The following is a 22,442-nucleotide window of genomic DNA, read 5'->3' on the forward strand; positions in this document are numbered from 1 at the left end:
ACCACACGGCCTGCAGCGGCATGCGCCATGCGTCATGCCCTGCCATCAGTCACGGTCGTCGCGACGCGGGGACCGTCAGCGGCTGCGCTCGTCGATGTCGCTGACGCGGCCGTCGACCAGGGTGACCACGATTACCCGGCCGTCGCGCCGGTACTGCCATTGCTCGCCGCGCGCAGCGTCGCCCGCCGTCGTGCGCGCGCGCTTGCCACGGCGACTGCCGCCGCGGGGAACATTGCGGTGCGATTTGTGCGAAGGCTTGCCGAGCAGCGCGGTCACCGTGACCGCGCTGTCGCCCACCACCAGCACGCGGTTGCCCACGCGCAGGCTGTCGGAGGCCGGTGCCGCAGTGGCGCAGGCGAACAGGATGCAGGCCAGCAGGCCCGCCGACCGGTGATGGTGCATGACAGGTTCCCCATGTGACCGGCGCGGCTGCGCCCTGTCACGCAGGCTAGCCCGGCCGTGGCGGCGCTCGTCACGGCCGGATGCCGGAAACCGGGTGGGCGCAGCGCGCGCCACCGCGTAGTCGCACGCCACGGATCGCGGCCCGAGAGCCTGCTCACGCCTTCAGGAATGCGCGGCGCCGTCCAGGCTGTGCATGTCCAGATGGATGCCGCGCAAGCGCGGCAGCTGTCGGCGCAAGCCCTGGGCAGACTCCTCCGGCAGATGGGCGACCGCGTGCTCGAAGGCACGCAACATGGCACTTTCGTCCTGCGCCAGGGCATGGATCCAGGCGTTGTCGCGTCGCGCGGAGACTCGCGCCATGCCATCCACCATCCGGCAGCGCAACGCGGCTCCCCAACTCCCGTGCCTGCGCGGTTCGCCGCCAGCCAGTTCCACCTCGTGCTGCAACTCGACGACCAGGGTGGCGAGCGCCTGGGCTTCCTCGCCGAGCACCGCGCGCAGGCCGGGTTCGCTCACCATCAGGGAGGCGTGACGATACAGGTGGCACAGGTCGATGCCACGGCGAATCAGCTGATTGCAGGTAGTGCGGGTGACGCTCGATATCACGTTCGCCCCCGGCGGGCGGGCAGAGAAGATGGCGCCATCCTCGTCCATGGCTACTTAGCCGGAGATTAATCCGTGCGCGGAGTTGATCGTCCGCCGCAGCCGGATGCCTGTTGGCGGCAACCCGCCGCAGCCTCGTTCAGTTGCCGATCTGCAACAGGTCCAGCGGGCGGCCGCGGTGGTCGCGCACACCCTGCTGCAACGTGGCCAGTTGCCGGATCGCCGGGCACAGGGCTTCGATCTGCGGCCGCAGCGCCTGCATCCGCTGGCGCATGCGCGGCTCCAGTTGCGTGGCCAGATTCGTCGCGCGGTCGCGCAACGCGGCGGCCGTCTGCAGGTCGCCGCTCATCGCGGCATTCAGCGCCTGCTGGCCGAGGTCGCCGGCGATCAGCGGCAACAGGTCGCCCTCGACCTGGTTGATGGTCTGGTCCATCGCGCCGCCCTGCCAGTCGTGCGTGCTGTTGCTGGCCGCGATGCGCCGCTTGAGGCTGGCCGCGTCCGCCGCCAGCCGTTGGTCCAGTTGCACCCGCGTGTCCGTGCCCAGGCCCATGCCAGCCGCTTCCTCGCGCAGACCCTGCACCGCGATGTCCACGCCGTGCTGCGCCACCGTGCGCACGCGCGGCGCCAGCGCACGCAGGTCGCGCTCGAACAGGCTCAGGCGATCCTGCTCCTCGGCACTCAGCGGCACCGCCGCACCGTCGGTGCGCAGCGTGCCCCGGCTCAACTCCACTTGCGTGGGTGCGGGCGAGGGACGGTCGAACAACACGCTACCCGGCCGCAGGGTCACGTCGTAGCTGCTGGTGGCGTGGCAGGTGGCGGCCAGGTCCTGTGCCTGCAGCGGCAACACGGCAAGCAGTGGCAGCAGGAACAGCGGCAGACGACGGAGGCGCATCGAGGGATTCCGCGGACGAGACGGCGCACCGATAACCGCTGCGGGGTCAACCCATGCTGAACACGTCGCCGCTCCACCACCAGGAAGGTCCGGAAACGTCCCTGCCACCAGCTCAGATTCGCGACTGCTGTGCCCGCACGTGCAAGCCCTGCCCGACCAGATCGATGTCGCCATCGGGCAGGGCATCCACACCACCCGTCGCCTGCTTGTCGTCCAGCCACGGGACCGGCTGTACCGGACCGGGCTCGTAGACGTTCCACTGCCCATAAGCCGGCTTCGTGCTTCCGCCTCCGATCGCGTTCAAGGCAAACGTGAACGACGTCCTGACGATGCGATAAGGCCTGGTCGCATCGCTCGCAGGAGTGAAGACCCATTGGCTCGCAGCCTCCCTGGAAGCCCTGCCGAGCAGCTCCCGCCAATGATTCAGCTCGGCGTCGCGCTTGACCACGCCCATGTCCACCTGCTGTACGGCGGCATCGGTCACCTTGCCGGCCGGATCCACCCGCATGGCCAGATAAACCGTGCCATATACCAGCGCGCGCTCCGCCGCCGGCGGGTAGACCGGCTTCTCCTGTTTCACCACCGCAATGCCGGGATGATGGTCTTGCGGACCGAAATGAACCCCTTCGATCTCAAGGCGAACCTTGTCTTCGCCCAGCGTTGTCGCCACCACGCGAACAGCAATCGGCACCCTGGCCGCCGTGGCCTTGCCATCCGTCGCCATGGGATCGAACTTCCATGTCGGAATGGCGCTGGTCAGCAGACTCCCGACCGCAGGCGGCAGCTTTTCAGGGTGGTCGATGGTGCAGGACGCCACGCTCCCATCCCGTACCTCCACGATCGTGCCGGTGACCAGCATGCTCGCCCGTACCGACCCATCTTGCGGGCTGGCAGCCAGCGCCGCCATCGACAACACCATGCCTGCGCAACACAGCAACCAGCGTTTCACGTCCACACCCTCCCTGTTGAACGACTTCATGCCATGGAAACACGCACCACATCGGCCCGGCTCAGCGGCGATGCCGGAACTGCATGCGCACCGCGGGCGCGCCCAGCCGCCAGGCCAGCCACAACAGCACGGGGATCGCGACGGCCTTCAGCGCCAGCGTGATGCGATAGACGCGCCGGGCATGCACCACTGCGTTGCGCAGGGTGGCATCGCTGCCGAGCTGGGCCAGGGCCTCGGCGCTGGCGCGGTCGAACTGCGGCCACTGCGCCAGCATCATGCCTCCGCTGACCAGCGCCCACAGCACCAGCACGCCCAGGGCCACGCGCAGCGGTGTGCGTGCCCAGGCCTGGCGCAGGATGCAGCCGGCGCACAGCACGATCAGCGCGAACGCGGCCAGCAGGTAGCCGATGTCCCAGGCCAGCATGTGGTGCATCGCGACGGTGTCGGCGGGCGACAGGCTCGTCCGTTGCGCCCACAGCAACTGCGCGTGGCCGAGGTACTGCACGCAGCCGAATGCGGCGAGCAGCAATACCAGCCATACCGCCACCCGCCAGGCTGCGAAACCGCGAGGAGCGGAGCCGGGTTCGGCCCGGGTCATCACTGCCATCAGGGCGCCGCCTTCTTCATCGCGGCAAGATCGATCAGCACCTGGCTGGAGTTCGCCTTGGGGTCGACGTCGGTGTAGACCTTGGCGATCCTGCCCTGCGGGTCGACCAGGAACGTGGTGCGCCTGGCGTAGTGCATGCCCACCATCGAGGAAAGCACGCCGTATTCGGTGGCCGCCTGGCGCCCGGTGTCGGCCAGCAGCGGGAACGGCACGTGGTACTTGGCGGCGAAGTCGGCATGCGACTTCATGTCGTCCAGGCTCACGCCCACCACCGAGGCGCCGGCCTGGCGCAGCTTGGCGACGTCGTCGCGGAAGGTGCAGACCTCGGTGGTGCAGCCGGGAGTGAAGTCCTTGGGGTAGAAGTACAACACCAGCCAGTGGCCGTGATAGTCGGCGGGACTGCGCCAGTGGCCGTCCTGGTCCTGCAGGCGGAAAGCGGGCGCCGATGCGCCGACCCGGGGCGGCGCATCGGCAGCGAGCACGGGGACGGCGAGCAGGCCGCACAACAAGACCAGCGCGAACAACAGCGGCAGGCGGCGCATGGCGATTCTCCGGAAAGGGACGGCTCCTTCCAGTGTACGCCGCGATGCACGCGAAGGGCGCCGCGCGGGCGCCCTTCGCGTCGACCTGGCGGTGTGGCTCAGCGGCGGCTGATGGTGAACTTGCCTATCGACACGCCGAGGTTGATGCCCTCGCCGTGGCCGGCCAGCGCCAGCGAGGTGGTGCCCTTGGTCAGCACCTGGGCGGTGCCGCTCTTCACCACGCCGGCTTCGGCGCCGGCCTGGGCGTAATCACCGAACACGTCATCGATGCCGCGCACATGGGTGATGTCACCGGTACCGTGGTCGATGCGGTACTTGCCGGCGGTGAGGCCTCCGCCCACCACCGAGATCTTCACCGAAGCCTGCTGGCCGTTGTCGCAGCGCACGACGCCGCTGCCCTCGGCGTGCTTGTAGATGATCGACCAGCCTGACAGGCTGAAGTCGAGATGGCATTTCACGTTCGCCTGCGCGGCGTACGCGGGCGCAACCGGCAAGGCCGTCAGTACACCTGCGCCCAGCAGCAGGGCGGCGGTCAGGGCGAGTGTGTGCTTGCTCATCGTCTTCTCCTTACAGTGGGGCAATCTGGCGCGGGATCCGTCTCCATCCGGCCGTCCGGAGGAACGTGTGCTCCAGCTTCGGCAGCTTCCCGTGACGGGCATGTGAGCCGTGCCCGCACCCGTTCATCTTGATGTTTCGCTAACGCGGCGCCGTTCAGACTTCATCGCCATCCAGCGATGTTCCGCCGCTACAGGAGCAGGCATGCCCAAGTATTCACTGGTCGGTTACGACGGCTCGGACGCCGCACGCCGCGCGTTCGCGTTCGCGATGGAACTGGCGCGCACCTGCGGCGGGCGGGTGCGCGTGGTGTCGGTGCTGCAGGTGGCCGAGGGCGGCGACACCTGCGCACTGATGATGACGGACTCCGGCACCCAGCGCATGCAGGAACTGAAGGACGAACTGGCCACGATCGCGCCGGACGCCGCCAGCCTCGCCGATGTCGAGCTGACCCACGGCAGCCCCGGCGACGTGCTGCTCGGCCAGGTCGGCCAGCACGGCATCGACCACATCGTGATCGGTCATACCGAGCGCGGCGCGCTGGCGCGCTGGCTGCTCGGTTCGGTCTCCACCAACGTGCTGGCCCGCGCCCACGTGCCGGTGACCGTGGTGCGCTGACCCGATTCAGCGGCCGGCGGGCGCCGAACCCTGTTCGCGCGGCGCCGCATCGATCTTGCGCTGCGCCTGCTGTTCCAGTTTCAGCTTCGCCACGTCGACCGGGCGGATCCTCGTGATGAAGCACGGCGGATAGCCGCGACCGACAAGCACCTTGTCGAAGTTCACCGAGACGGCGCCCCCGAAGGAGGTGAGCCCGATCGCGTTGGCGAATTCCAGGTTCTGGCAGAGGCTCACGTCCAGCAGCCAGGCGCGGTTGACCTGGGTGTAGACGGCCACCTGGCTGTCGCCCAGCGGCTCCCACGAATACAGGTTGTAGAAATGAAAGCTGCGCACCGGCGCGCCGGCCGCCGCCGCGTAGGCGGCCTGGCGCCGGGCCATCCGCTGCGCATACGGCACGCTGGAACACGCACTCAGCACCGCAGCCAGTGCGATGGCCATCCACGAAGCCTTGCAGGACATGTCTGCATCCTCCACTCGTCGGTACGCACCGGAACGCATGAATGGCGGGCGGGTGCACCGGGAAACGGGAAGCGGGTGAAGAGAAGTCGAGGAGCGGGAGCAAGCAGGTCCGGTTCTTCGCTCGCTCCTCTCCGCTTGTCCCTCGCCCCTCTATTTCCTGCCCTTCTTCGGCAGCGCCTGCCACTGGTCCGGCACGAAGCCGCCGACCTCGTAGACCAGCTCCACCTTCTTCTCGCCATCCTGCAGGGTGACCGGCAGGCTGATCTTCTTCGCCTTCTCCAGCAGCGCGATGAAGGCCTTGTCGTCGCGGATCATCAGCGCCGGCTCGCCGGTGGAGGGCGCGTAGGCCTTGATCGCGTGCACCTTGTCGTCGAACTTCGCGGCGACGGTACACTCGCCCTTGCAGACGAAGCCGCCGCGGCCATCATTGAACAGGAACGCGCTCTGGCCCCAGCTGGTGTGCCGGCGCAGCACCAGCCGCACGTGCACGCCGGCGGGCTGGCTGTCGTAGGTCGCCGCGGTGGACTGGGTGCCGCCGGCCATTGGCGCCACCTGGTATTGCCACAATGCGGCGAGGCGGGTCTTCTCGCTGTTCTCCTTCCAGCGCTTCTCGATCCCGGGCAGGGTCTGCTGCACCTCCTTCGCCGCCGCGCTGTCCGGGAAACGCTGCACGATGTCCTTGCCCATCTCCACCGCCATCTGGTCGTTGTGGATGCGCAGCAGCTGACGGTAGGTATCGAGGCTGCGCGCCGCTTCCGCGGCCTGGGCCTGGGCCTGCTGTTGCGCGGCACTCGGCGCGGGCGCGCTGCTCTGCGAGCAGCCGGCGAGGATCAGCGCGCCGGCAAGGGCGGCGACGGCAAGGCGGTGACGCGACGGCAGTATCATCATCGGCGGGGCATCCAGGGCGGAACCAGCGGCTAGCTTGGAACGAGCGCGCGCCATGGCGCAAGGCTCACTCTGCAGCAACCGGCGAGCCGTAGCGCTCGCGCAGCGCGGCGCGGTAACGGCGGCTGCACGGGATCGCGCTGCCGTCGCGCAGGCGCAGGCGCGCATCGCCGGTCTCCAGCGGCTCGATCTCGACCAGGTAGTCGAGGTTGACGAAATAGCCGCGGTGCACGCGCAGGAAGCGCGCCGGATCCAGCCGCGCCTCGATGCCGGCCATCGTGCTGCGCAACGGGTAGTCGCGTCCGCGCACGCGCAGGTTCACGTAGTTGCCCGCGGCCTGCAGCCATTCGATCTCGCTGGCGTTGACCAGGAATTCCTTGCCCAGCTTGCGCACCAGGAAACGCTGCGGCCGCTCCACCGGCTCCACCGGCGGGCCTTCGTCCGGTTCGGCCAGCAGCTTGGCCTCGCCCTGCTGGCGCAGCAACCACAGCCGCGACAGGCAGATCATCGCGACGATGATGAAATAGCTGCGGATGTCCTTCAGGTACTCGTAGCCGAAGTTCGGCCACCACGCGCCGAAACGGTAGTGCCAGCCCACCATCCCGTAAGCCAGCTTGCGCAATCCGACCATGCCCGCCACATGCACCAGGCTGAACGCCACGCTGGCCAGCAGGTGCCACGACAGGCTGTGGCGCCACGTATCGAAGCGGAACGGCCAGCGCCGCTCCACCGCCTTCACGAAGGGGATCAGCAGCAGGACCAGCAGCGAACTGCTCGATTCCCACACCCACGGCTCCCAGGCCGCCGTGCGGGCGTTGTCGATCTGCGCGACGATGCCGTTGAACACCGTGTTGAGGGTGTACAGGCTCACCCAGAAGGCCACCTCCACCGAGGGGTGCCAACGCTGGAAATCCCTGTATCCGACATCCGCCTGCTCGTTCATGCCGGCGATTCTACGTGGCCGCGGCGAAATCCCCTGTATCCCGTCCCGCACCGGAGTCGATTCGTCCCTGGCGGCCCGCGATCCGTCACCCCGGCGCTGGGAATGGCGGCGACCCGGGCCCATGCTGGCCGCCGTCCATCCCCTCCGGAGCGATACGATGAAAAGGCGCGACTTGCTGAAGGCTGCCGTCACCCTGCCCCTGCTGCCCCTGCTGATGCGCAGCGGCACGGCCCTGGCTCACGGCGGCAGCGCCCTCGCGACCACCGTGCGCTCGCGGCTGCGACCGGGCCAGCCGGGCTGGCCCGCGGCCGCGGAATGGGAGCGGCTGAAACGGCAGGTCGGCGGCCGGCTGCTGAAGCTGGAACCGCCGTTCGCCCAGGGCGACGCGTCGCAGGCGCTGAAGCAGCTCGGCAACCCGTTCGCCGTGGGCGACAATCCCGCGCTGACCCAGACCAGCGGCTGGGCCGATGCCTGGACTTCGCAACCCAGCGCCTGGGCGGTGGCGGCGGAGAGCGCCGCCGACGTGGCCGCCGCCGTCGACTTCGCCCGCCGGCACCACCTGCGGCTGGTGGTGAAGGGCGGCGGCCACAGCTACCAGGGCACCTCGGACGCGCCGGATTCGCTGCTGGTGTGGACGCGCCACATGAACCGGATCGAGCTGCACGACGCCTTCGTGCCGCAGGGTTGCGCCGGCCAGGTGGCGCCCCAGGCGGCGGTGAGCGTGCAGGCGGGCGCGATGTGGATCGACGCCTACGACGCCGTGACCACCCGCGGCGGCCGCTACGTGCAGGGCGGCGGCTGCACCACGGTGGGCGTGGCCGGGCTGGTGCAGAGCGGCGGCTTCGGCAGCTTCTCGAAGAACTGGGGCACGGCGGCGTCCAACCTGCTGGAGGCGGAGGTCGTCACCGCCGACGGCCAGGTGCGCATCGCCAACGCCTGCACGGACCCGGAGCTGTTCTGGGGCCTCAAGGGCGGCGGTGGCGGCAGCCTGGGCGTGGTCACGCGGCTGACGCTGCGCACCTTCGAACTGCCGGAGTTCTTCGGCGCGGTAAACCTCACCATCAAGGCCGACTCGGACGCGGCCTGGCGCGCCCTGATCGCCGAGGCGGTGGCCTTCTACCGGCGCGCGCTGTTCAATCCGCACTGGGGCGAGCAGATGAAATTCTACGGCGGCGACACCCTCGACATTGCCATGTCGGTCCAGGGCCTCACCCGGCAGCAGGCCGAACAGACCTGGGCGCCCTTCCTCGACTGGGTGCGTGCACGCAAGGATTGCCACGTCACCAAGCCGTTCCAGGCGCTGCTGGCACCGGCCCGGCATCTCTGGGACGCCGACTTCCTGCGCAAGTACGCGCCGGGCGCCATCGTGTCGGACGACCGGCCAGGCGCACCCCGCCATCACATGCTCTGGGCCGGCGACCATGACCAGGTCGGCTGGTTCATCCACGGCTACCAGTCGGCCTGGCTGCCGGCTTCGCTGCTGCAGCCCGGGCGGCAGGCGCAACTGGTGGAGGCCTTGTTCACCGCTTCGCAGCACTGGGGCTTCGCCCTGCATTTCAACAAGGGACTGGCCGGCGCACCGGCCGACGCGATCGCCCGCGCCCGCGACACCGCCACCCACCCGCAGGTGCTCGAGGCGTTCGCCCTGCTGATCTGCGCCAACGGCGGCGCCCCCGCCTACCCCGGCATGCCGGGCGCGCAACCCGACCTGGCCAAGGCGCGGCACGAAGCGACGGCCATCGACCAGGCGATGGACGCCATCCGCGCCGTGGCGCCCGGCGCCGGTTCCTACGTCTCGGAAAGCGACTACTTCCTGCGCGACTGGCAGCAGGGATTCTGGGGCGGCAACTATCCGCGCCTTGCCGCGGCGAAGCGCAAGTACGACCCGGAGGGCCTGTTCTTCGTGCATCACGGCGTCGGCAGCGAAGACTGGAGCGCGGACGGCTTCACCCGATTGCGGACGTAGAACGCGAATCCACCCGTACTCAGTTTTCGCTGCCCAGCGTGGAGTCGAGATGCTCCACGCTGGCGATCTCGTCCAGCCACATCCAGCAGTGCCAGTCGGGCTCGTCCGGACGCTCCAGTCGCAGCTCGCCATTGATGCCCTGGTGCTGCTCGGTGGGGTCGTAGTAAACCTGCACGGTGGCGCGTTCCGCGACCACGCCCTCGCACGTGCTGCCATCTTTCAGCATCAGGCGCACATGCCCGTTGGCAGGAAGCTCGCTTGCGAGCGCTTCGAGCGCCTGCACGGCAGCCGGGTCGGAATAGACATGTTTGGCGGATCTGCCCATCGGCGCCTATCTCCTCGGGGAAAACCGCCTCCACGATAGTCATGCGCGGAGAAAGCCCGGATCAAATCCGCGGCACGATGGCGTCAAGCCACGCCATCTGCCGGCGCACGTGACGCGACTACAATGCGCGTTCCCCGGCAAGGATTCCCATGGCGAACCCTACGTCTCCATCCGCGGCAGCGGATTCGCCGCTGCGCCACCGCGCCTTCGTGCAGTTCTGGTGCGCCCGCATCGCCTCCGGCTTCGGCTTCCAGATGCTGTCGGTGGCGGTGGGCTGGCAGATCTACGCGATCACCGGACGCGCCTTCGACCTCGGCCTGATCGGCCTGGTGCAGTTCATCCCCTCGGTGCTGCTGGCGCTGCCGGCGGGGCACGTCGCCGACCAGTTCGAGCGGCGGCGCGTGGTGCTGCTCGGGCAGATCGTGGAATGGACGGCGATCATGCTGCTGGCCGTGCTGACCCTGCTGGGGCGCATCCACGAGGACGGCATCCTCGCCCTGGTGTTCGTGATCGGCGTGGCCAAGGCCTTCGAGTCGCCCTCGATGCAGTCGCTGCTGCCCGCGCTGGTGCCGCCGGCGATCCTGCCGCGCGCGGTGGCGGTGAGCGGCTCGGCGTTCCAGATGGCGATGATCCTCGGCCCCGCGGTGGGCGGCCTGCTCTACGTGGCGGGGCCGGGCGTGGTGTATCTCGCCGCCGCCGCGCTGTACCTGGTCGCCGCGACGATGATGGCGATGCTGCGCTACGAGCAGGCGCCGCCGAAGCGCGAACCGGCCACCCTGAAGACGCTGTTCGCCGGCGTGCACTTCATCCGCGAACGCAAGGACGTGCTGGGCGTGATCTCGCTGGACCTGTTCGCGGTGCTGCTGGGCGGCGCCACCGCGCTGCTGCCGATCTTCGCGCGCGACATCCTGCATACCGGGCCGTGGGGGCTGGGCCTGCTGCGCGCGGCACCCGCGGTGGGCGCGCTGCTGATGTCGCTGTGGCTGGCGAAGCACGACCTGCAGCGCCGCGTGGGCATGACCATGTTCGCTTCCGTCGCCGGCTTCGGCGTGGCGACCCTGGCGTTCGCGGTCTCCACCGCGCTGTGGCTGTCGCTGGCCGCGCTGTTCGCGCTGGGCGCGTTCGACATGGTGAGCATGGTGATCCGCGGCTCGCTGGTGCAGCTGGACACACCCGACGCGATGCGCGGCCGGGTCAACGCGGTGAACTCGATCTTCATCAACACTTCCAACCAGCTCGGCGAATTCGAGTCGGGCATGCTCGCCGCCTGGCTGGGTGCGATGGGCGCCACCCTGGTGGGCGGCGTCGGCACGCTGCTGGTGGTGGGCGCGTGGATGGCGATGTTCCCGGGCCTGCGCCGGCGCCAGCGCCTGCAGCTGGAAGAGCCCGCCAGCGAGGCGCTGGGCAGCGCCGAATCGGTATAGCGCCGGCGGCAGTGGGCGGCCTCGTCGCGGGCGGCTAGGATCGGCGGATGAACATGTTCCCGACCCTCCGCGCCGCCGGCGTCGTCCTCGCCCTGTCCGTCCTCGCACCCGTTGCCAGCGCGGCCGCCGACGGCCCGCGCATCCTGGTCAGCTTCAGCGCGCAGGCGCGCACGCAGCCGGTGACCGGCCGCGTCTACGTGGCGGTCAGCCGCGATGCCGACAAGCCGCCGATCGAGGAGGCCGACGTCACCGGTGTGCCGCTGTTCGGCCACGACGTGGTCGCGCTGGCGCCGGGCCACGCCGTGGCGATCGACGCCAGCGATTCCGGCGCGCCGCTGGCCAGCCTGCGCCAGTTGCCCGCCGGCGACTACTGGATGCAGCCCTTCGTCAACGTCTACACCGAATTCAAGCGCGCCGACGGCCACACCGTATGGCTGCACATGGACCAGTGGGAAGGCCAGGACTGGAAGCGCTCGCCCGGCAACCTCTACGGCAAGCCGGTGAAGGTGCATTACGACCCGGCCGCGCGCACGCCGCTGCACCTGGTCGCCGACCAGGTGATCGCGCCGATCCCGTTCCCGAAAGACACGCCCCAGGTCAAACGCTTCCGCATCCGCAGCAAGCTGCTGAGCGCGTGGTGGGGCCATCCGATCTACCTGGGCGCGACCGTGCTGCTGCCGAAGGACTACGGCAAGCACCCCGGCGTGCGCTATCCGGTGATCTACGAGCAGGGCCACTTCTCCACCGCCGCGCCGGGCGGCTTCGATCGTCCGAAGAGCGGCTTCCGCGACTACTGGCTGGCCGACGGCACGCCGCGCTACATCATGGTGAGCCTGCAGCATCCCTCGCCGTACTACGACGATTCCTACGCGGTGGACTCGGCCAACGAAGGCCCCTACGACGACGCCATCCACCAGGAGCTGCTGCCGGAGATCGCGCGGCGCTTCCGCACCATCGAGCAGCCCTGGGCGCGCATCCTCGAAGGCGGCTCCACCGGCGGCTGGATCACCGTGGCGCAGACCGTGTTCCACCCGGACTTCTACGGCGGCGCGTTCGCCTCCTGCCCGGATGCGCTGGATTTCCGCTACCACCAGGTGGTGAACATCTACGACGACGCCAACGCCTACTGGATCGACAAGGGCTGGATGAAGGTCGAGCGCGTGGACATGCGCCAGCCGGACGGCAACGTCAAGGCGATGATGAAGGACGAGAACTGGTACGAGCTGGCGGTGGGCGACCACGACCGTTCCGGCGGCCAGTGGGACATCTGGGAGGCCGCCTTCGGGCCGGTCGGCGCGGACGGTTATCCGCAGCGGCTGTGGAACAAGCGCAGCGGCGTCATCGACCATCAGGTGGCGGCGTACTGGAAGCAGCATTTCGACCTGCGCCATCTGCTGGAAACGCAGTGGCGCACGCTGGGGCCGAAGCTGGCCGGCAAGCTGCACATCTACGTCGGCGACATGGACACCTACAACCTCAACATGGGCGTGCGCGCGATGGACGCCTTCCTGCGCAGCGCGCGCGATCCCGCCTTCGGCGGCAGCGTCACCTACCAGCCGATGGCGCCGCACTGCTGGGGGCCGCGCGGCAAGCAGCTGATCGACACCATCACCACCTACGTCGACGGCCATGCGCCCGCGAACGCGGACCTCCGGAGCTGGCGGTACTGAGAGTGCGTTCCGCACGCCGCCTGCCCGCGACGAATTCCTTCCGTGGAGGGCTTCGTCCTGAACGCGGGCGCGCAGCCTTTACGCATCTCTCACGCAGGCGCTGGCAGCGTGACGTCGTTCCCACAGGAGTACGTCATGAGCACGCGCCGCGACATCGAACAGGGCATGGACGAACTTGGCGACCGCATGCGCCACTACGCCGATGGCGCCGGCGACACCGCGCGCGGCTGGGTCGCCCGCGGGCGGCACGCGGCGGCGCGCTTCGACGGTGACGGCTACCGGCACCGGCTGGCGCGCGCGGCCGAGGATTTCGTCGACGAGGCGAACTATCGCTACCGGCGGCTGAAGCGCCAGGTGAACCGCCACCCGGTCGCCACCGTCGCGATCGTGGCCGGCACCGTCGGCGCCTTCCTGCTGCTGCGCCGGGTCCTGCGCGACAACGACGAGGACTGAGCCCGCGGAAGCCGGAAGCCGGCGCCGCTGCTAAGCTGGCGGCTGCCATCCGCGCGACCGTCGCCATGTCCCAGGAACTGCGTTTCCATCATCCGCTCGCGTTCTGGCTGGGTTGCGTCGCGGTGGCGTCCGGCGTGCTGCTGCACATGCCGATGTACCTGATGGCGGCGCCGATGCACTACCGCCTCGCCGGCATGCCGATGGACATCGGCATGGCCATCGGCATGGTGCTGATCCCCTGCGGCGTGCTGCTGGCCAGCTACGGCCTGATGCCGCGCATGGCCCAGCTGCGGCAGAGCCTGCACGGGCACGACAACCTCCGGCACTTCCACATCGCCGACGGCGTGCCGCTGCGGCGCGAGCACTGGACGCTGGTGGCGGCACTGGCGGTGGCGCTGGCGATCGACGTGATGAAGCCCGCCTCGCTGGCCTTCGTGATGCCGGGCATGACGGCGGAATACGGCATCGGCATGACGACCGCGGGCTGGCTGGCGCTGTCGGCGCTGACCGGCACCGCGCTCGGTTCGCTGGCGTGGGGGCGTCTGGCCGACCTGTTCGGCCGGCGTGCGGCGATCCTGCTGTCGGCGATCCTGTTCATGGGCACCGCGATCTGCGGCACGATGCCGGCGTTCGGCTGGAACCTGGTGATGTGCTTCCTGATGGGCGCCGCGGCCGGCGGCATGCTGCCGATCGCGTTCACCCTGATGGCCGAGACGATTCCCGCCGCGCACCGCGGCTGGCTGCTGGTGGCATTGGGCGGGGTGGGCACGTCGGCCGGCTATCTCGCCGCCTCCGGCGCCGCGACCCTGCTGGAACCCAGCTTCAGCTGGCGCTCGCTGTGGCTGCTGAACCTGCCAACCGGCGCGCTGATCGTGTTCCTCAACCGCTACATTCCCGAGTCGCCGCGCTTCCTCTCCAATGTCGGCCTGCACGCCCAGGCACGCGCGGTGCTGGCCCGTTTCACCGGGGCGCGCGCCGCGGTGGTGGCCGACCCCGCCGGCACCGACGCCGATCCGCCCATCCTGGAGAGCCTGCATCCGGCGGCCGACCTGCGCCAGCTGCTGCGCGGCCGCCATGCGCGCATCACCGCGGGACTGGCAACCTGCGGGCTGGCCTGGGGGCTGGTGAATTTCGGCTTCCTGCTGTGGCTGCCGGCCAATCTCGCCAGGCTGGGCGTGGACGCCCACGGCGCCAGCGCGCTGCTGGCGCGCTCGGCGCTGTTCGCGGTGCCCGGCACGGTCGCGGTGGTGTGGCTGTACCAGCGCTGGAGCAGCTTCCGCAGCCTGGTGCTGTTCATCGCATTGACCGCGCTGGCGCTGCTGGGCTTCTGCGCGATCGCGCTCAGCGACGCGCGCGACGGGACGCTCACCATCGCCGCCACCGTGGCGCTGCTGGTGAGCAGCAGCGGAGTGATCGCCACCATGCTGCCCTATTCCGCGGAGATCTATCCGGTACACCTGCGCGGCACCGGCTCGGGCCTGATCGCCGCCAGCTCGAAGGCCGGCGGCATCCTCGGCGCGGGCCTGGGCGTGCTCGGGCTGTTCGGGCACTTCGCGCTGTCGGCGCTGCTGATCGCGCTGCCGATGGCCGCGGCCGGCTGGCTGCTGGCGCGCCACGGCATCGAGACCCGCGGGCACGCGCTGGAGGCGATCCAGCGCACGCTGTCGGAATAGCTTTATTGAAGAGTGCGGCCAGGGATGGCCGCCCGTTTGATTTCCGCGATCAAGGATGATCGCAAAAGCAAAGAGTGCGGGCGGGGATGGCTGCCCGTTTGATTCCCGCGATCAGGGACGATCGCAAAAGTGAAGGTGCGACCAGAGACGATCGCGAAAAGCAAGGGCCGCCTCGCGGCGGCCCTTGCTGGATCGGCTGTCCTGCCGACTCACACCGTGAGCGGGTTGGGCTTGTCCGGATCGAGCTTGTATTCCTTGATCGCGCGGGCCACGTCCTTGGCGTTGACCTTGCCGTCCTTCGCCAGCGCGGCCAGCGCGGCGTGGGCGATCCAGTAGCGGTCCACCTCGAAGAACCCGCGCAGGTGCGCGCGGGTGTCCGAGCGGCCGTAGCCGTCGGTGCCGAGCACGGTGTAGCGCATGCCGTCGGGCAGGAAGGCGCGGATCTGGTCGGCGTACTCGCGCACGTAGTCGGTGGCGGCGATCGCCGGGCCGCTGCGGCCCTCCAGCAGGCCGGCGACGTAGGGCACGCGCGGCTTGTCCTCGGGATGCAGGCGGTTCCAGCGCTCGGCGTCGAAGCCGTCGCGGCGCAGCTCGATGAAGCTGGGCACCGACCAGATATCGGACTTCACGCCGAAATCCTGCTCCAGCAGCTCGGCTGCCGCGATCACCTCGCGCAGGATGGTGCCGGAACCCAGCAGTTGCACGCGCGGCTCGCCCTTCTTCGGTTTGCCGCCGTCCTTGAACAGGTACATGCCCTTGATGATGCCCTCGGCGCTGCCTTCGGGCATGTCCGGATGAGCGTAGTTCTCGTTCATCACGGTGAGGTAGTAGTAGTGGTCCTCCTGCTCCTGCATCATGCTGCGCACGCCATCCTGCAGGATCACCGCCACCTCGTAGGAGAAGGTGGGGTCGTAGGCCTTCACGTTGGGAATGGTACCGGCCATCAGGTGCGAGTGGCCGTCCTCGTGCTGCAGGCCCTCGCCGTTGAGCGTGGTGCGGCCCGAGGTGCCGCCGACCAGGAAGCCGCGCGCGCGCATGTCGCCCGCCGCCCAGCACAGGTCGCCGATGCGCTGGAAACCGAACATCGAGTAGTAGATGAAGAACGGCAGCATCGCCTGGTTGCTGACGCTGTAGCTGGTGGCCGCGGCCAGCCACGACGCCATGCCGCCGGCCTCGCTGATGCCCTGCTGCAGCACCTGGCCCTTCTGGTCCTCGCGGTAGTACAGCAGCTGGTCGGAATCCTGCGGGCGGTACTTCTGGCCGAACGGCGCGTAGATGCCGATCTGGCGGAACATGCCTTCCATGCCGAAGGTGCGCGCCTCGTCGGCCACGATCGGCACCACGCGCTCGCCCAGCTGCTTGTCGCGCAGCAGCAGGTTCATGCCGCGCACCAGCGCCATCGTGGTGCTGATCTCGCGGTCGCCGGTGCCCTTGGTGATCTGCTCGAACGCGGCGAGCTCGGGCGCCTTCAGCCTGGCGTCGGCCTTGCGGCGACGCTGCGGCAGGAAGCCACCCAGCGCGCGACGGCGCTCCATCATGTACTCGACTTCCGGCGAATTCTTGCCGGGGTGGAAGTACGGCACCTCGTGCAGCTTGTCGTCGGCGATCGGGATCTGGAAGCGGTCGCGGAAATGCCGCACCGCCTCGTCGTCCAGCTTCTTCTGCTGGTGCGTGGGGTTCTGCGACTCGCCGCTGCCGATGCCCATGCCATAGCCCTTCACCGTCTTGGCGAGGATCACCGTGGGCATGCCCTTGGTCTGCGACGCCGCGTGGTAGGCCGCGTAGACCTTGTGCGGGTCGTGGCCGCCGCGGTTCAGGCGCCAGATGTCGTCGTCGCTGAGGTTGGCGACCATCTCGCGCGTCTGCGGGTACTTGCCGAAGAAGTGTTCGCGCGTGTACGCGCCGCCGAAGGCCTTGCAGGCCTGGTACTCGCCGTCGACGGTTTCCATCATCAGCTTGCGCAGCACGCCGTCCTTGTCGCGCGCGAGGAGCGGATCCCAGTAGCTGCCCCAGATCACCTTGATCGCGTTCCAGCCGGCGCCGCGGAACACGCCTTCCAGTTCCTGGATGATCTTGCCGTTGCCGCGCACCGGGCCGTCCAGGCGCTGCAGGTTGCAGTTGATCACGAACACCAGGTTGTCCAGGCCTTCGCGGCCGGCCAGCGCGATCGCGCCCAGCGATTCGGGCTCGTCGGTCTCGCCGTCGCCCATGAAGCACCAGATCTTGCGGTCGGACTTCGGCACCAGGCCGCGGTGTTCCAGGTACTTCCAGAACTGCGCCTGGTAGATCGCCTGGATCGGGCCCAGGCCCATCGACACCGTGGGCACCTGCCAGTAGTCCGGCATCAGCCACGGATGCGGGTAGGACGACAGCGCGCGGCCCTTGCCGACCACTTCCATGCGGAACAGGTCGAGCTGGTCCTCGGCGATGCGGCCTTCGAGGAAGGAGCGCGCGTAGATGCCGGGGCTGGAATGGCCCTGGTGGAACACCAGGTCGCCCGGGTGGTCGGCGCTGGGCGCGCGCCAGAAATGGTTGAAGCCCACGTCGTACAGCGTGGCGGAGGAGGCGAAGCTAGCGATGTGGCCGCCCAGCTCGCCCGGCTTGCGGTTCGCGCGCACCACCATCGCCATCGCGTTCCAGCGGATCAGCGAGCGGATGCGCCATTCCATCGCCGCGTCGCCAGGGCTCTTCGCCTCGTTGGCCGGCGCGATGGTGTTGACATAGGCGGTGGTGGGATCGAACGGCAGGTAGCCGCCGGCACGACGCGTCGAGTCGACCATCTGCTCAAGCAGGTAGTGCGCGCGCTCGGTGCCGTCATGGCTGATGACCGCGTTGAGCGAGTCGATCCACTCGCGGGTTTCGGTGGGATCGAGATCCTGGTTGAGGACGTCGTCGAGTTGATCCATGGGGGAGATTCTCCGCAGCGCCGCGCGGCGCAGTGCCTGTAGGGGAGCCGTTGCCGGGGAAAGCGGCAGGCCGACGTCCAAGTCTAGCCTTCGCGGCACATCGCTGCCAGTTGGACGTCCGTCGATGGGGGCCATGCGGCGGCGCATGGGGCACGGCTTTCTCCCTCTCTCCGCCGGGGAAGGGGTCGGGGAGAGGGCCGGGGTGAGGGCCGGGGTGAGGGGACAGGCTGGCGACAGTGGAGCGACGAAGCGCGCTTCGATGGCGCATCTTCGCGAGCACCCGCCCCTCTCCTCAATCCTCTCCCCACCGGGGAGAGGAGGCGAAGGCGGTGAGCGGGTTCGCCTGCCAGGCGTTGCGGAATACGACGGCGCCACGCTTCGGCATCGGCACCCCAATTTGATGCCCGCGGCTAGCAGGCTGTCGAAGACGGCCTGCTAGCCGCGGGCACGGATCTGCGCATCCACCGCGGCAACCGCAGTCATGTTGACCACGCGGCGCACGCTGGAAGCAGAGGTGAGAATATGTGCCGGCTTGTCCACGCCCATCAGGATCGGCCCGATCGCCACGCCGTCGGTCATCACCCGCACCATGTTGTAGACGATGTTGGCGGCGTCCAGGTTGGGCAGCACGAACAGGTTGGCGCGGCCGGTGAGCGTGGTGCCGGGGAAGACGCGCCGGCGCAGCGCCTCGTCCCAGGCGGTGTCGGCCTGCATCTCGCCGTCCATCTCCAGCTTGGGCGCGCGCGCCTTGAGGATCTCGCGCACCTTGCGCATCTTCGCCGCGCTGGGGTTGTCGTGGCTGCCGAAGTTGGAATGCGACAGCAGCGCCACCTTGGGCTCGATGCCGAACAGCTTCAGGCGGTACGAGGCCTGCAGCGTGGCCTCGGCGATCTGCTCGGCGCTGGGGTCGAGCTGCACGTGGGTGTCGAGGAAGAACCACGCGCCCTTGTCGTTGATCACGCCGGTCATCGCCGAAGTGCACTGCACGCCCGGATCCAGCCCGAACACGCTGCGCAGGTAGCCCAGCTTCTTGTGGTAGCGGCCGACCAGGCCGCAGATCAGCGCGTCGGCCTCGCCGCGCTTCACCATCATCGCGGCGATCAGGGTGGTCCGCGAGCGCATCAGGGCCTTCGCCGCATCCGGCGTCACGCCGCGGCGCTCGGTCATCGCGTGGTACTGCTGCCAGTATTCGTTGAAGCGCGGATCGTCGTTGATGTTGGTGAGCTCGAAATCCACGCCCTGGCGCATGCGCAGGCCCAGCCGCTGGATGCGCATGTCGATCACTTCAGGCCGGCCGATCAGGATCGGGAAGGCCAGCTTGTAGTCGATCACCGACTGCACCGCGCGCAGCACGGTCTCTTCCTCGCCCTCAGCGTAGACCACGCGCTTGAGGTCGGAGCGGGCACGGTCGTACACCGGCTTCATGATCAGGCCGGTGCGGTAGATGAACTGGCCGAGCTTCTCCCTGTACGCATCCATGTCGGCGATCGGCCGCGTGGCCACGCCCGAGTCCATCGCCGCCTGCGCCACCGCCGGCGCCAGCATCACCAGCAGGCGCGGATCGAACGGGCGCGGGATCAGGTAGTCGGGGCCGAACGAGGGCACTTCGCCGCCGTAGGCGCTGCCGAGATCCGAGGCTTCCATCCGTGCCAGTTCGGCGATCGCGCGCACGCAGGCGGTCTTCATCGCCTCGTTGATGCCGGTGGCGCCCACGTCCAGCGCGCCGCGGAAGATGTAGGGGAAGCACACCGCGTTGTTGACCTGGTTCGGGTAATCCGAACGGCCGGTGGCGATGATGCAGTCGGGCCGCGCCTTCTTCGCCTCCTCCGGCATGATCTCCGGCGTGGGGTTGGCCAGCGCCAGGATGATCGGCCGGTCGGCCATCGTGGCCACCATCTCCGGCTTCAGGATGCCGCCGGCGGAGAGACCCAGGAACACGTCGGCGCCGGCCACGATCTCGGCCAGCGTGCGCTTGCCGGTGTCGCGCGCGTAGCGCGCCTTGTCCGGGTCGAGGTGGTCGCGCCCCTGGTAGATCACGCCCTCGCGGTCGAAGGCGAGGATGTGCTCCGGCTTCGCGCCCAGCGCCACCAGCATGTCGAGGCAGGCGATGCCGGCCGCGCCGGCGCCGGTGGTGGCGATGCGCACGTCGCCGATCTGCTTGCCCACCACTTCCAGCGCGTTGAGCACGGCGGCGCCGACGATGATCGCGGTGCCGTGCTGGTCGTCGTGGAACACCGGGATCTTCATGCGCTCGCGCAGCTTGCGCTCGACGATGAAGCATTCCGGCGCTTTGATGTCTTCCAGGTTGATGCCGCCGAAGGTGGGCTCCATCGCGGCGATGATCTCGACCAGCTTGTCCGGGTCGCGCTCGGCGAGCTCGATGTCGAACACGTCGATGCCGGCGAACTTCTGGAACAGCACGCCCTTGCCTTCCATCACCGGCTTGCCGGCCAGCGGGCCGATGTCGCCCAGGCCCAGCACCGCGGTGCCGTTGGTGATCACCGCCACCAGGTTGCCGCGCGCGGTCATCTCGCTGGCCGCGTTCGGGTCCTCGACGATGGCCTCGCAGGCGTAGGCCACGCCCGGCGAATAGGCCAGCGACAGGTCGCGCTGGGTCAGCAGCGGCGTGGTCGGGCTCACCTTGATCTTGCCCGGGCGCGGGTGGCGGTGGTACTCGAGCGCCGCGTGGCGCAGGTCTTCGGAGTGGGCCATGGAGGGGGCTTTTCGTGGGATTCGGGGGCCGCAAGGCGGCGTGCGACATGGTAGCACCGGGCACCGCCCGGGCCGCGGCTATAGAGCCTGTTCCATATCTCCACGTAGCTCGCGGAGATATGGAACAGGTTCTAAACGCCCAGCGACAGTTCGTCGGCGTGCACCTTGCCCATGCGGATGCCGTTGACGAACACCGAGAACGCCAGCTTGCCGGCCAGGCCGTGCACGTGTTGCATCCACGGCGGCAGCCAGCGCGGCGGCGCGATCGCGCCGGATTCGAAATGCGGCTGCAGCGCCACCACGTCGTGCAGGGTGAGCTTGCCGGCGAACAGGTGGCGCAGCATATCCAGGCGCCGCTGCTTCAGCGCCCAGCGGAAGAAGGTGTGCACGGTGAGCAGGCCGGAGAGGTAGACGTTGTCCTTGGCGAACGCCGCGCCGCCGCCCAGCGGCACGCCGCGGAACACGCGCTGGGCGGAATGGAAGCTGTCCGCCGCGTTCTGTCCGCGCTCGGCGAAGAACTTGTACACCTCGACGAAATCGGCGCCGGACAGCGCCATGTCGATCGCCAGGATGCGCAGGCTGATGCGCTTCAGCCGCGCGATGTCGATCGCGCCCGACATCAGCTCGGCGAACACCGCCAATCCTTCCTGCGTGGCGGTGACCCGCGGCGAGGTGCGTCCCAGCGAGGCCAGCAGCGGCTGCGCACGACCATTCAGTGCGGTGAGCGTGTGCACCAGCGCCTCGTGCGCCAGCAACTGGTGGCGGTCGTAGTCGCTGAAGCTGGCGCCGCCGCGCAGGCGGATGCGGGTGGCGCCGGCGGCGGCCTTGGCGGTGAGCTCGGGGTCGACTTCCACCTTCACCAGGCCCACGCCGAAGAAGCCATCCAGCGTGTGCGCCAGCTCGTCGCGCAACGCCTCGGCGGTGATGCCCTCGCGCGCATCGTCGCCCAGCAGGTCGGCGCCCAGCTCGTCCGACAGCTCCACGAAGTAGCGCGCCGCATCGAGGTTGCTGCGCTGGCTGCCGGGGATCGCATCGCCGGGCCGGCCGTACAGCGCGATCGACGGCGCGCTGACGCCGTCGCTGCCCACCGCCTCCAGCATCTCCGCCGCGATGCGCCAGGATTCGGCGGTACGCGCCAGGTAGTCGCCCAGCGGGTCGCCACCCAGCGCCGCCGTCTCGCGCTCGATCGCCGCCAGTTCGGCGCGCGCGGCCGCGAGGTCGGGCCGCTGGTAGCTCACCTCGGGCAGGGCGAACCGGCCCGCGGCGTAGTCCGCGATCATGCGGTTCTCCAGCGACGCCGGCCACGCCACCGTGGGCAGGATGTGGATGCCCTTCACCGCGGCCAGCAGGCGCTGGTCGAGCGCGGCGCAGTGCTGCAGATCGGGGCTCAGGTCCTTCATGCGCGTCGCCGCGAGTCGGCCATGCGCCGGCGCAACTCGGCACTGATGGCGCGCCCCTTGTGCGGAGGCGCGAAAAAGCGGACACGGTCGCCCAGTGCACATGGCAGCCCCAGCTCCAGCGTGACGAGACTGCCCACGCGCTCCGCCTCCACCGAAGTGATGTTGGCCAGCGGCATGCGGATGGACTGGCCGGCGCGCTTGAGCAGCAGCTCGCCGCTGTCGATCCAGGCCTCGTCGACCACGCCGGCCGCGAGCAGGCCCCGGCTGCGAGCCGACAGGGCCGAAATCAGCGGCATCATCGAGGCAGCCATCATCACCCATGGCATCGAACCGCCATGATGACGGCTCAGCCATGCCGCTGCTGCCAGCAGCGCCATGGCCATGATGGCCAGGGTGATTGCGCGGTCGTAGCGCGGCTTGATCACCGATGAAAGTCGTCGCATCTCAGGTGGTCCTTG

General features: G+C 69.2%; 21 protein-coding genes. 6 read left to right on the forward strand and 15 right to left on the reverse strand.

The window, feature by feature from the left end; genetic code table 11:
- Positions 1 to 75: 75 nt before the first annotated feature.
- The 7 genes from ABQJ56_RS00220 to ABQJ56_RS00250 form a co-directional block, all read right to left on the reverse strand.
- The gene (locus ABQJ56_RS00220; RefSeq protein WP_367842972.1) at positions 76 to 402 is read right to left on the reverse strand and encodes a DUF2845 domain-containing protein; all 327 of its coding nucleotides are present in this window, start codon (positions 400 to 402) and stop codon (positions 76 to 78) included.
- Positions 403 to 564: 162 nt separating this feature from the next.
- The gene (locus tag ABQJ56_RS00225; RefSeq protein ID WP_367842973.1) at positions 565 to 1,056 is read right to left on the reverse strand and encodes a DUF2383 domain-containing protein; all 492 of its coding nucleotides are present in this window, start codon (positions 1,054 to 1,056) and stop codon (positions 565 to 567) included.
- 88 nt (positions 1,057 to 1,144) lie between these two features.
- Positions 1,145 to 1,897: a DUF2884 family protein gene (locus tag ABQJ56_RS00230; protein WP_367842974.1), complete on the reverse strand. Its 753-nt coding sequence runs from the start codon at positions 1,895 to 1,897 to the stop codon at positions 1,145 to 1,147.
- A 112-nt stretch (positions 1,898 to 2,009) separates the two neighbouring features.
- Positions 2,010 to 2,846 (reverse strand): energy transducer TonB, encoded by an 837-nt coding sequence (locus ABQJ56_RS00235; protein WP_367842975.1) that lies wholly within the window; start codon positions 2,844 to 2,846, stop codon positions 2,010 to 2,012.
- A gap of 61 nt (positions 2,847 to 2,907) precedes the next feature.
- On the reverse strand, positions 2,908 to 3,453 hold the full coding sequence (locus ABQJ56_RS00240; RefSeq protein ID WP_367842976.1) for a hypothetical protein: 546 nt from the start codon (positions 3,451 to 3,453) through the stop codon (positions 2,908 to 2,910).
- Entirely contained in the window at positions 3,453 to 3,995 is a 543-nt protein-coding gene (locus ABQJ56_RS00245) for a peroxiredoxin (protein WP_367842977.1), read from the reverse strand. The genes ABQJ56_RS00240 and ABQJ56_RS00245 overlap by 1 nt, the downstream gene beginning before the upstream one ends.
- A 98-nt stretch (positions 3,996 to 4,093) precedes the next feature.
- Positions 4,094 to 4,552 (reverse strand): hypothetical protein, encoded by a 459-nt coding sequence (locus tag ABQJ56_RS00250; RefSeq protein ID WP_367842978.1) that lies wholly within the window; start codon positions 4,550 to 4,552, stop codon positions 4,094 to 4,096.
- A 202-nt stretch (positions 4,553 to 4,754) separates the two neighbouring features.
- On the opposite strand from ABQJ56_RS00250, the gene ABQJ56_RS00255 reads away from it, so the two are divergent.
- On the forward strand, positions 4,755 to 5,168 hold the full coding sequence (locus tag ABQJ56_RS00255) for a universal stress protein (RefSeq protein WP_367842979.1): 414 nt from the start codon (positions 4,755 to 4,757) through the stop codon (positions 5,166 to 5,168).
- A gap of 6 nt (positions 5,169 to 5,174) precedes the next feature.
- On the opposite strand, the gene ABQJ56_RS00260 is transcribed toward ABQJ56_RS00255, so the two are convergent.
- From ABQJ56_RS00260 to ABQJ56_RS00270, 3 genes are all read right to left on the reverse strand, one after another.
- Positions 5,175 to 5,627, reverse strand: coding sequence for a DUF6491 family protein (locus ABQJ56_RS00260; RefSeq protein WP_367842980.1), 453 nt, complete (start codon positions 5,625 to 5,627; stop codon positions 5,175 to 5,177).
- A gap of 150 nt (positions 5,628 to 5,777) precedes the next feature.
- Positions 5,778 to 6,515: a hypothetical protein gene (locus ABQJ56_RS00265; RefSeq protein ID WP_437343377.1), complete on the reverse strand. Its 738-nt coding sequence runs from the start codon at positions 6,513 to 6,515 to the stop codon at positions 5,778 to 5,780.
- Positions 6,516 to 6,579: 64 nt separating this feature from the next.
- Positions 6,580 to 7,455 (reverse strand): LytTR family DNA-binding domain-containing protein, encoded by an 876-nt coding sequence (locus ABQJ56_RS00270; protein WP_367842981.1) that lies wholly within the window; start codon positions 7,453 to 7,455, stop codon positions 6,580 to 6,582.
- Between the two features lie 157 nt (positions 7,456 to 7,612).
- On the opposite strand from ABQJ56_RS00270, the gene ABQJ56_RS00275 reads away from it, so the two are divergent.
- Positions 7,613 to 9,421: an FAD-binding oxidoreductase gene (locus tag ABQJ56_RS00275; RefSeq protein ID WP_367842982.1), complete on the forward strand. Its 1,809-nt coding sequence runs from the start codon at positions 7,613 to 7,615 to the stop codon at positions 9,419 to 9,421.
- A 19-nt stretch (positions 9,422 to 9,440) separates the two neighbouring features.
- Here the strand turns inward: ABQJ56_RS00275 and ABQJ56_RS00280 are convergent, their stop codons facing one another.
- Positions 9,441 to 9,746, reverse strand: a complete 306-nt coding sequence (locus ABQJ56_RS00280; protein WP_367842983.1) for a DUF3247 family protein — start codon at positions 9,744 to 9,746, stop codon at positions 9,441 to 9,443.
- A 149-nt stretch (positions 9,747 to 9,895) separates the two neighbouring features.
- Here ABQJ56_RS00280 and ABQJ56_RS00285 point away from each other — a divergent pair, with 149 nt between their 5' ends.
- The 4 genes from ABQJ56_RS00285 (at position 9,896) to ABQJ56_RS00300 (ending at position 14,966) form a co-directional block, all read left to right on the forward strand.
- Positions 9,896 to 11,170, forward strand: a complete 1,275-nt coding sequence (locus tag ABQJ56_RS00285) for an MFS transporter (protein WP_367842984.1) — start codon at positions 9,896 to 9,898, stop codon at positions 11,168 to 11,170.
- A 53-nt stretch (positions 11,171 to 11,223) separates the two neighbouring features.
- On the forward strand, positions 11,224 to 12,840 hold the full coding sequence (locus ABQJ56_RS00290) for an alpha/beta hydrolase-fold protein (protein WP_367842985.1): 1,617 nt from the start codon (positions 11,224 to 11,226) through the stop codon (positions 12,838 to 12,840).
- A gap of 135 nt (positions 12,841 to 12,975) precedes the next feature.
- Positions 12,976 to 13,293, forward strand: coding sequence for a hypothetical protein (locus tag ABQJ56_RS00295; RefSeq protein WP_367842986.1), 318 nt, complete (start codon positions 12,976 to 12,978; stop codon positions 13,291 to 13,293).
- 65 nt (positions 13,294 to 13,358) lie between these two features.
- On the forward strand, positions 13,359 to 14,966 hold the full coding sequence (locus ABQJ56_RS00300; RefSeq protein ID WP_367842987.1) for an MFS transporter: 1,608 nt from the start codon (positions 13,359 to 13,361) through the stop codon (positions 14,964 to 14,966).
- Positions 14,967 to 15,175: 209 nt separating this feature from the next.
- Here ABQJ56_RS00300 and aceE read toward each other — a convergent pair whose 3' ends face one another.
- From aceE to ABQJ56_RS00320, 4 genes are all read right to left on the reverse strand, one after another.
- Positions 15,176 to 17,872 carry a pyruvate dehydrogenase (acetyl-transferring), homodimeric type gene (gene aceE, locus ABQJ56_RS00305; RefSeq protein ID WP_367842988.1) on the reverse strand — a complete coding sequence of 899 codons (2,697 nt, stop codon included), beginning with the start codon at positions 17,870 to 17,872 and terminating at the stop codon, positions 15,176 to 15,178.
- 435 nt (positions 17,873 to 18,307) lie between these two features.
- Positions 18,308 to 20,584 carry an NADP-dependent malic enzyme gene (locus ABQJ56_RS00310; RefSeq protein ID WP_367842989.1) on the reverse strand — a complete coding sequence of 759 codons (2,277 nt, stop codon included), beginning with the start codon at positions 20,582 to 20,584 and terminating at the stop codon, positions 18,308 to 18,310.
- 131 nt (positions 20,585 to 20,715) lie between these two features.
- The gene (locus ABQJ56_RS00315; protein ID WP_367842990.1) at positions 20,716 to 21,984 is read right to left on the reverse strand and encodes a peptidase MATCAP family protein; all 1,269 of its coding nucleotides are present in this window, start codon (positions 21,982 to 21,984) and stop codon (positions 20,716 to 20,718) included.
- Positions 21,981 to 22,427, reverse strand: a complete 447-nt coding sequence (locus tag ABQJ56_RS00320; protein WP_367842991.1) for a hypothetical protein — start codon at positions 22,425 to 22,427, stop codon at positions 21,981 to 21,983. The genes ABQJ56_RS00315 and ABQJ56_RS00320 overlap by 4 nt, the downstream gene beginning before the upstream one ends.
- Between the last annotated feature and the right edge of the window lie 15 nt (positions 22,428 to 22,442).

Origin of the sequence: Rhodanobacter geophilus, from assembly GCF_040812275.1 — a bacterium.
GTDB classification, from domain to species: Bacteria; Pseudomonadota; Gammaproteobacteria; order Xanthomonadales; family Rhodanobacteraceae; genus Rhodanobacter_A; species Rhodanobacter_A geophilus.

What these genes read in the sequence shown, in the direction of transcription:
- ABQJ56_RS00220 (WP_367842972.1), bottom strand. Translation starts at nt 402, where the DNA reads ATGCACCATCACCGGTCGGCGGGCCTGCTGGCCTGCATCCTGTTCGCC.
- ABQJ56_RS00225 (WP_367842973.1), bottom strand. Translation starts at nt 1,056, where the DNA reads ATGGACGAGGATGGCGCCATCTTCTCTGCCCGCCCGCCGGGGGCGAAC.
- ABQJ56_RS00230 (WP_367842974.1), bottom strand. Translation starts at nt 1,897, where the DNA reads ATGCGCCTCCGTCGTCTGCCGCTGTTCCTGCTGCCACTGCTTGCCGTG.
- ABQJ56_RS00240 (WP_367842976.1), bottom strand. Translation starts at nt 3,453, where the DNA reads ATGGCAGTGATGACCCGGGCCGAACCCGGCTCCGCTCCTCGCGGTTTC.
- ABQJ56_RS00245 (WP_367842977.1), bottom strand. Translation starts at nt 3,995, where the DNA reads ATGCGCCGCCTGCCGCTGTTGTTCGCGCTGGTCTTGTTGTGCGGCCTG.
- ABQJ56_RS00250 (WP_367842978.1), bottom strand. Translation starts at nt 4,552, where the DNA reads ATGAGCAAGCACACACTCGCCCTGACCGCCGCCCTGCTGCTGGGCGCA.
- ABQJ56_RS00255 (WP_367842979.1), top strand. Translation starts at nt 4,755, where the DNA reads ATGCCCAAGTATTCACTGGTCGGTTACGACGGCTCGGACGCCGCACGC.
- ABQJ56_RS00260 (WP_367842980.1), bottom strand. Translation starts at nt 5,627, where the DNA reads ATGTCCTGCAAGGCTTCGTGGATGGCCATCGCACTGGCTGCGGTGCTG.
- ABQJ56_RS00265 (WP_437343377.1), bottom strand. Translation starts at nt 6,515, where the DNA reads ATGATGATACTGCCGTCGCGTCACCGCCTTGCCGTCGCCGCCCTTGCC.
- ABQJ56_RS00270 (WP_367842981.1), bottom strand. Translation starts at nt 7,455, where the DNA reads ATGAACGAGCAGGCGGATGTCGGATACAGGGATTTCCAGCGTTGGCAC.
- ABQJ56_RS00275 (WP_367842982.1), top strand. Translation starts at nt 7,613, where the DNA reads ATGAAAAGGCGCGACTTGCTGAAGGCTGCCGTCACCCTGCCCCTGCTG.
- ABQJ56_RS00280 (WP_367842983.1), bottom strand. Translation starts at nt 9,746, where the DNA reads ATGGGCAGATCCGCCAAACATGTCTATTCCGACCCGGCTGCCGTGCAG.
- ABQJ56_RS00285 (WP_367842984.1), top strand. Translation starts at nt 9,896, where the DNA reads ATGGCGAACCCTACGTCTCCATCCGCGGCAGCGGATTCGCCGCTGCGC.
- ABQJ56_RS00290 (WP_367842985.1), top strand. Translation starts at nt 11,224, where the DNA reads ATGTTCCCGACCCTCCGCGCCGCCGGCGTCGTCCTCGCCCTGTCCGTC.
- ABQJ56_RS00295 (WP_367842986.1), top strand. Translation starts at nt 12,976, where the DNA reads ATGAGCACGCGCCGCGACATCGAACAGGGCATGGACGAACTTGGCGAC.
- ABQJ56_RS00300 (WP_367842987.1), top strand. Translation starts at nt 13,359, where the DNA reads ATGTCCCAGGAACTGCGTTTCCATCATCCGCTCGCGTTCTGGCTGGGT.
- aceE (WP_367842988.1), bottom strand. Translation starts at nt 17,872, where the DNA reads ATGGATCAACTCGACGACGTCCTCAACCAGGATCTCGATCCCACCGAA.
- ABQJ56_RS00310 (WP_367842989.1), bottom strand. Translation starts at nt 20,584, where the DNA reads ATGGCCCACTCCGAAGACCTGCGCCACGCGGCGCTCGAGTACCACCGC.
- ABQJ56_RS00315 (WP_367842990.1), bottom strand. Translation starts at nt 21,984, where the DNA reads ATGAAGGACCTGAGCCCCGATCTGCAGCACTGCGCCGCGCTCGACCAG.
- ABQJ56_RS00320 (WP_367842991.1), bottom strand. Translation starts at nt 22,427, where the DNA reads ATGCGACGACTTTCATCGGTGATCAAGCCGCGCTACGACCGCGCAATC.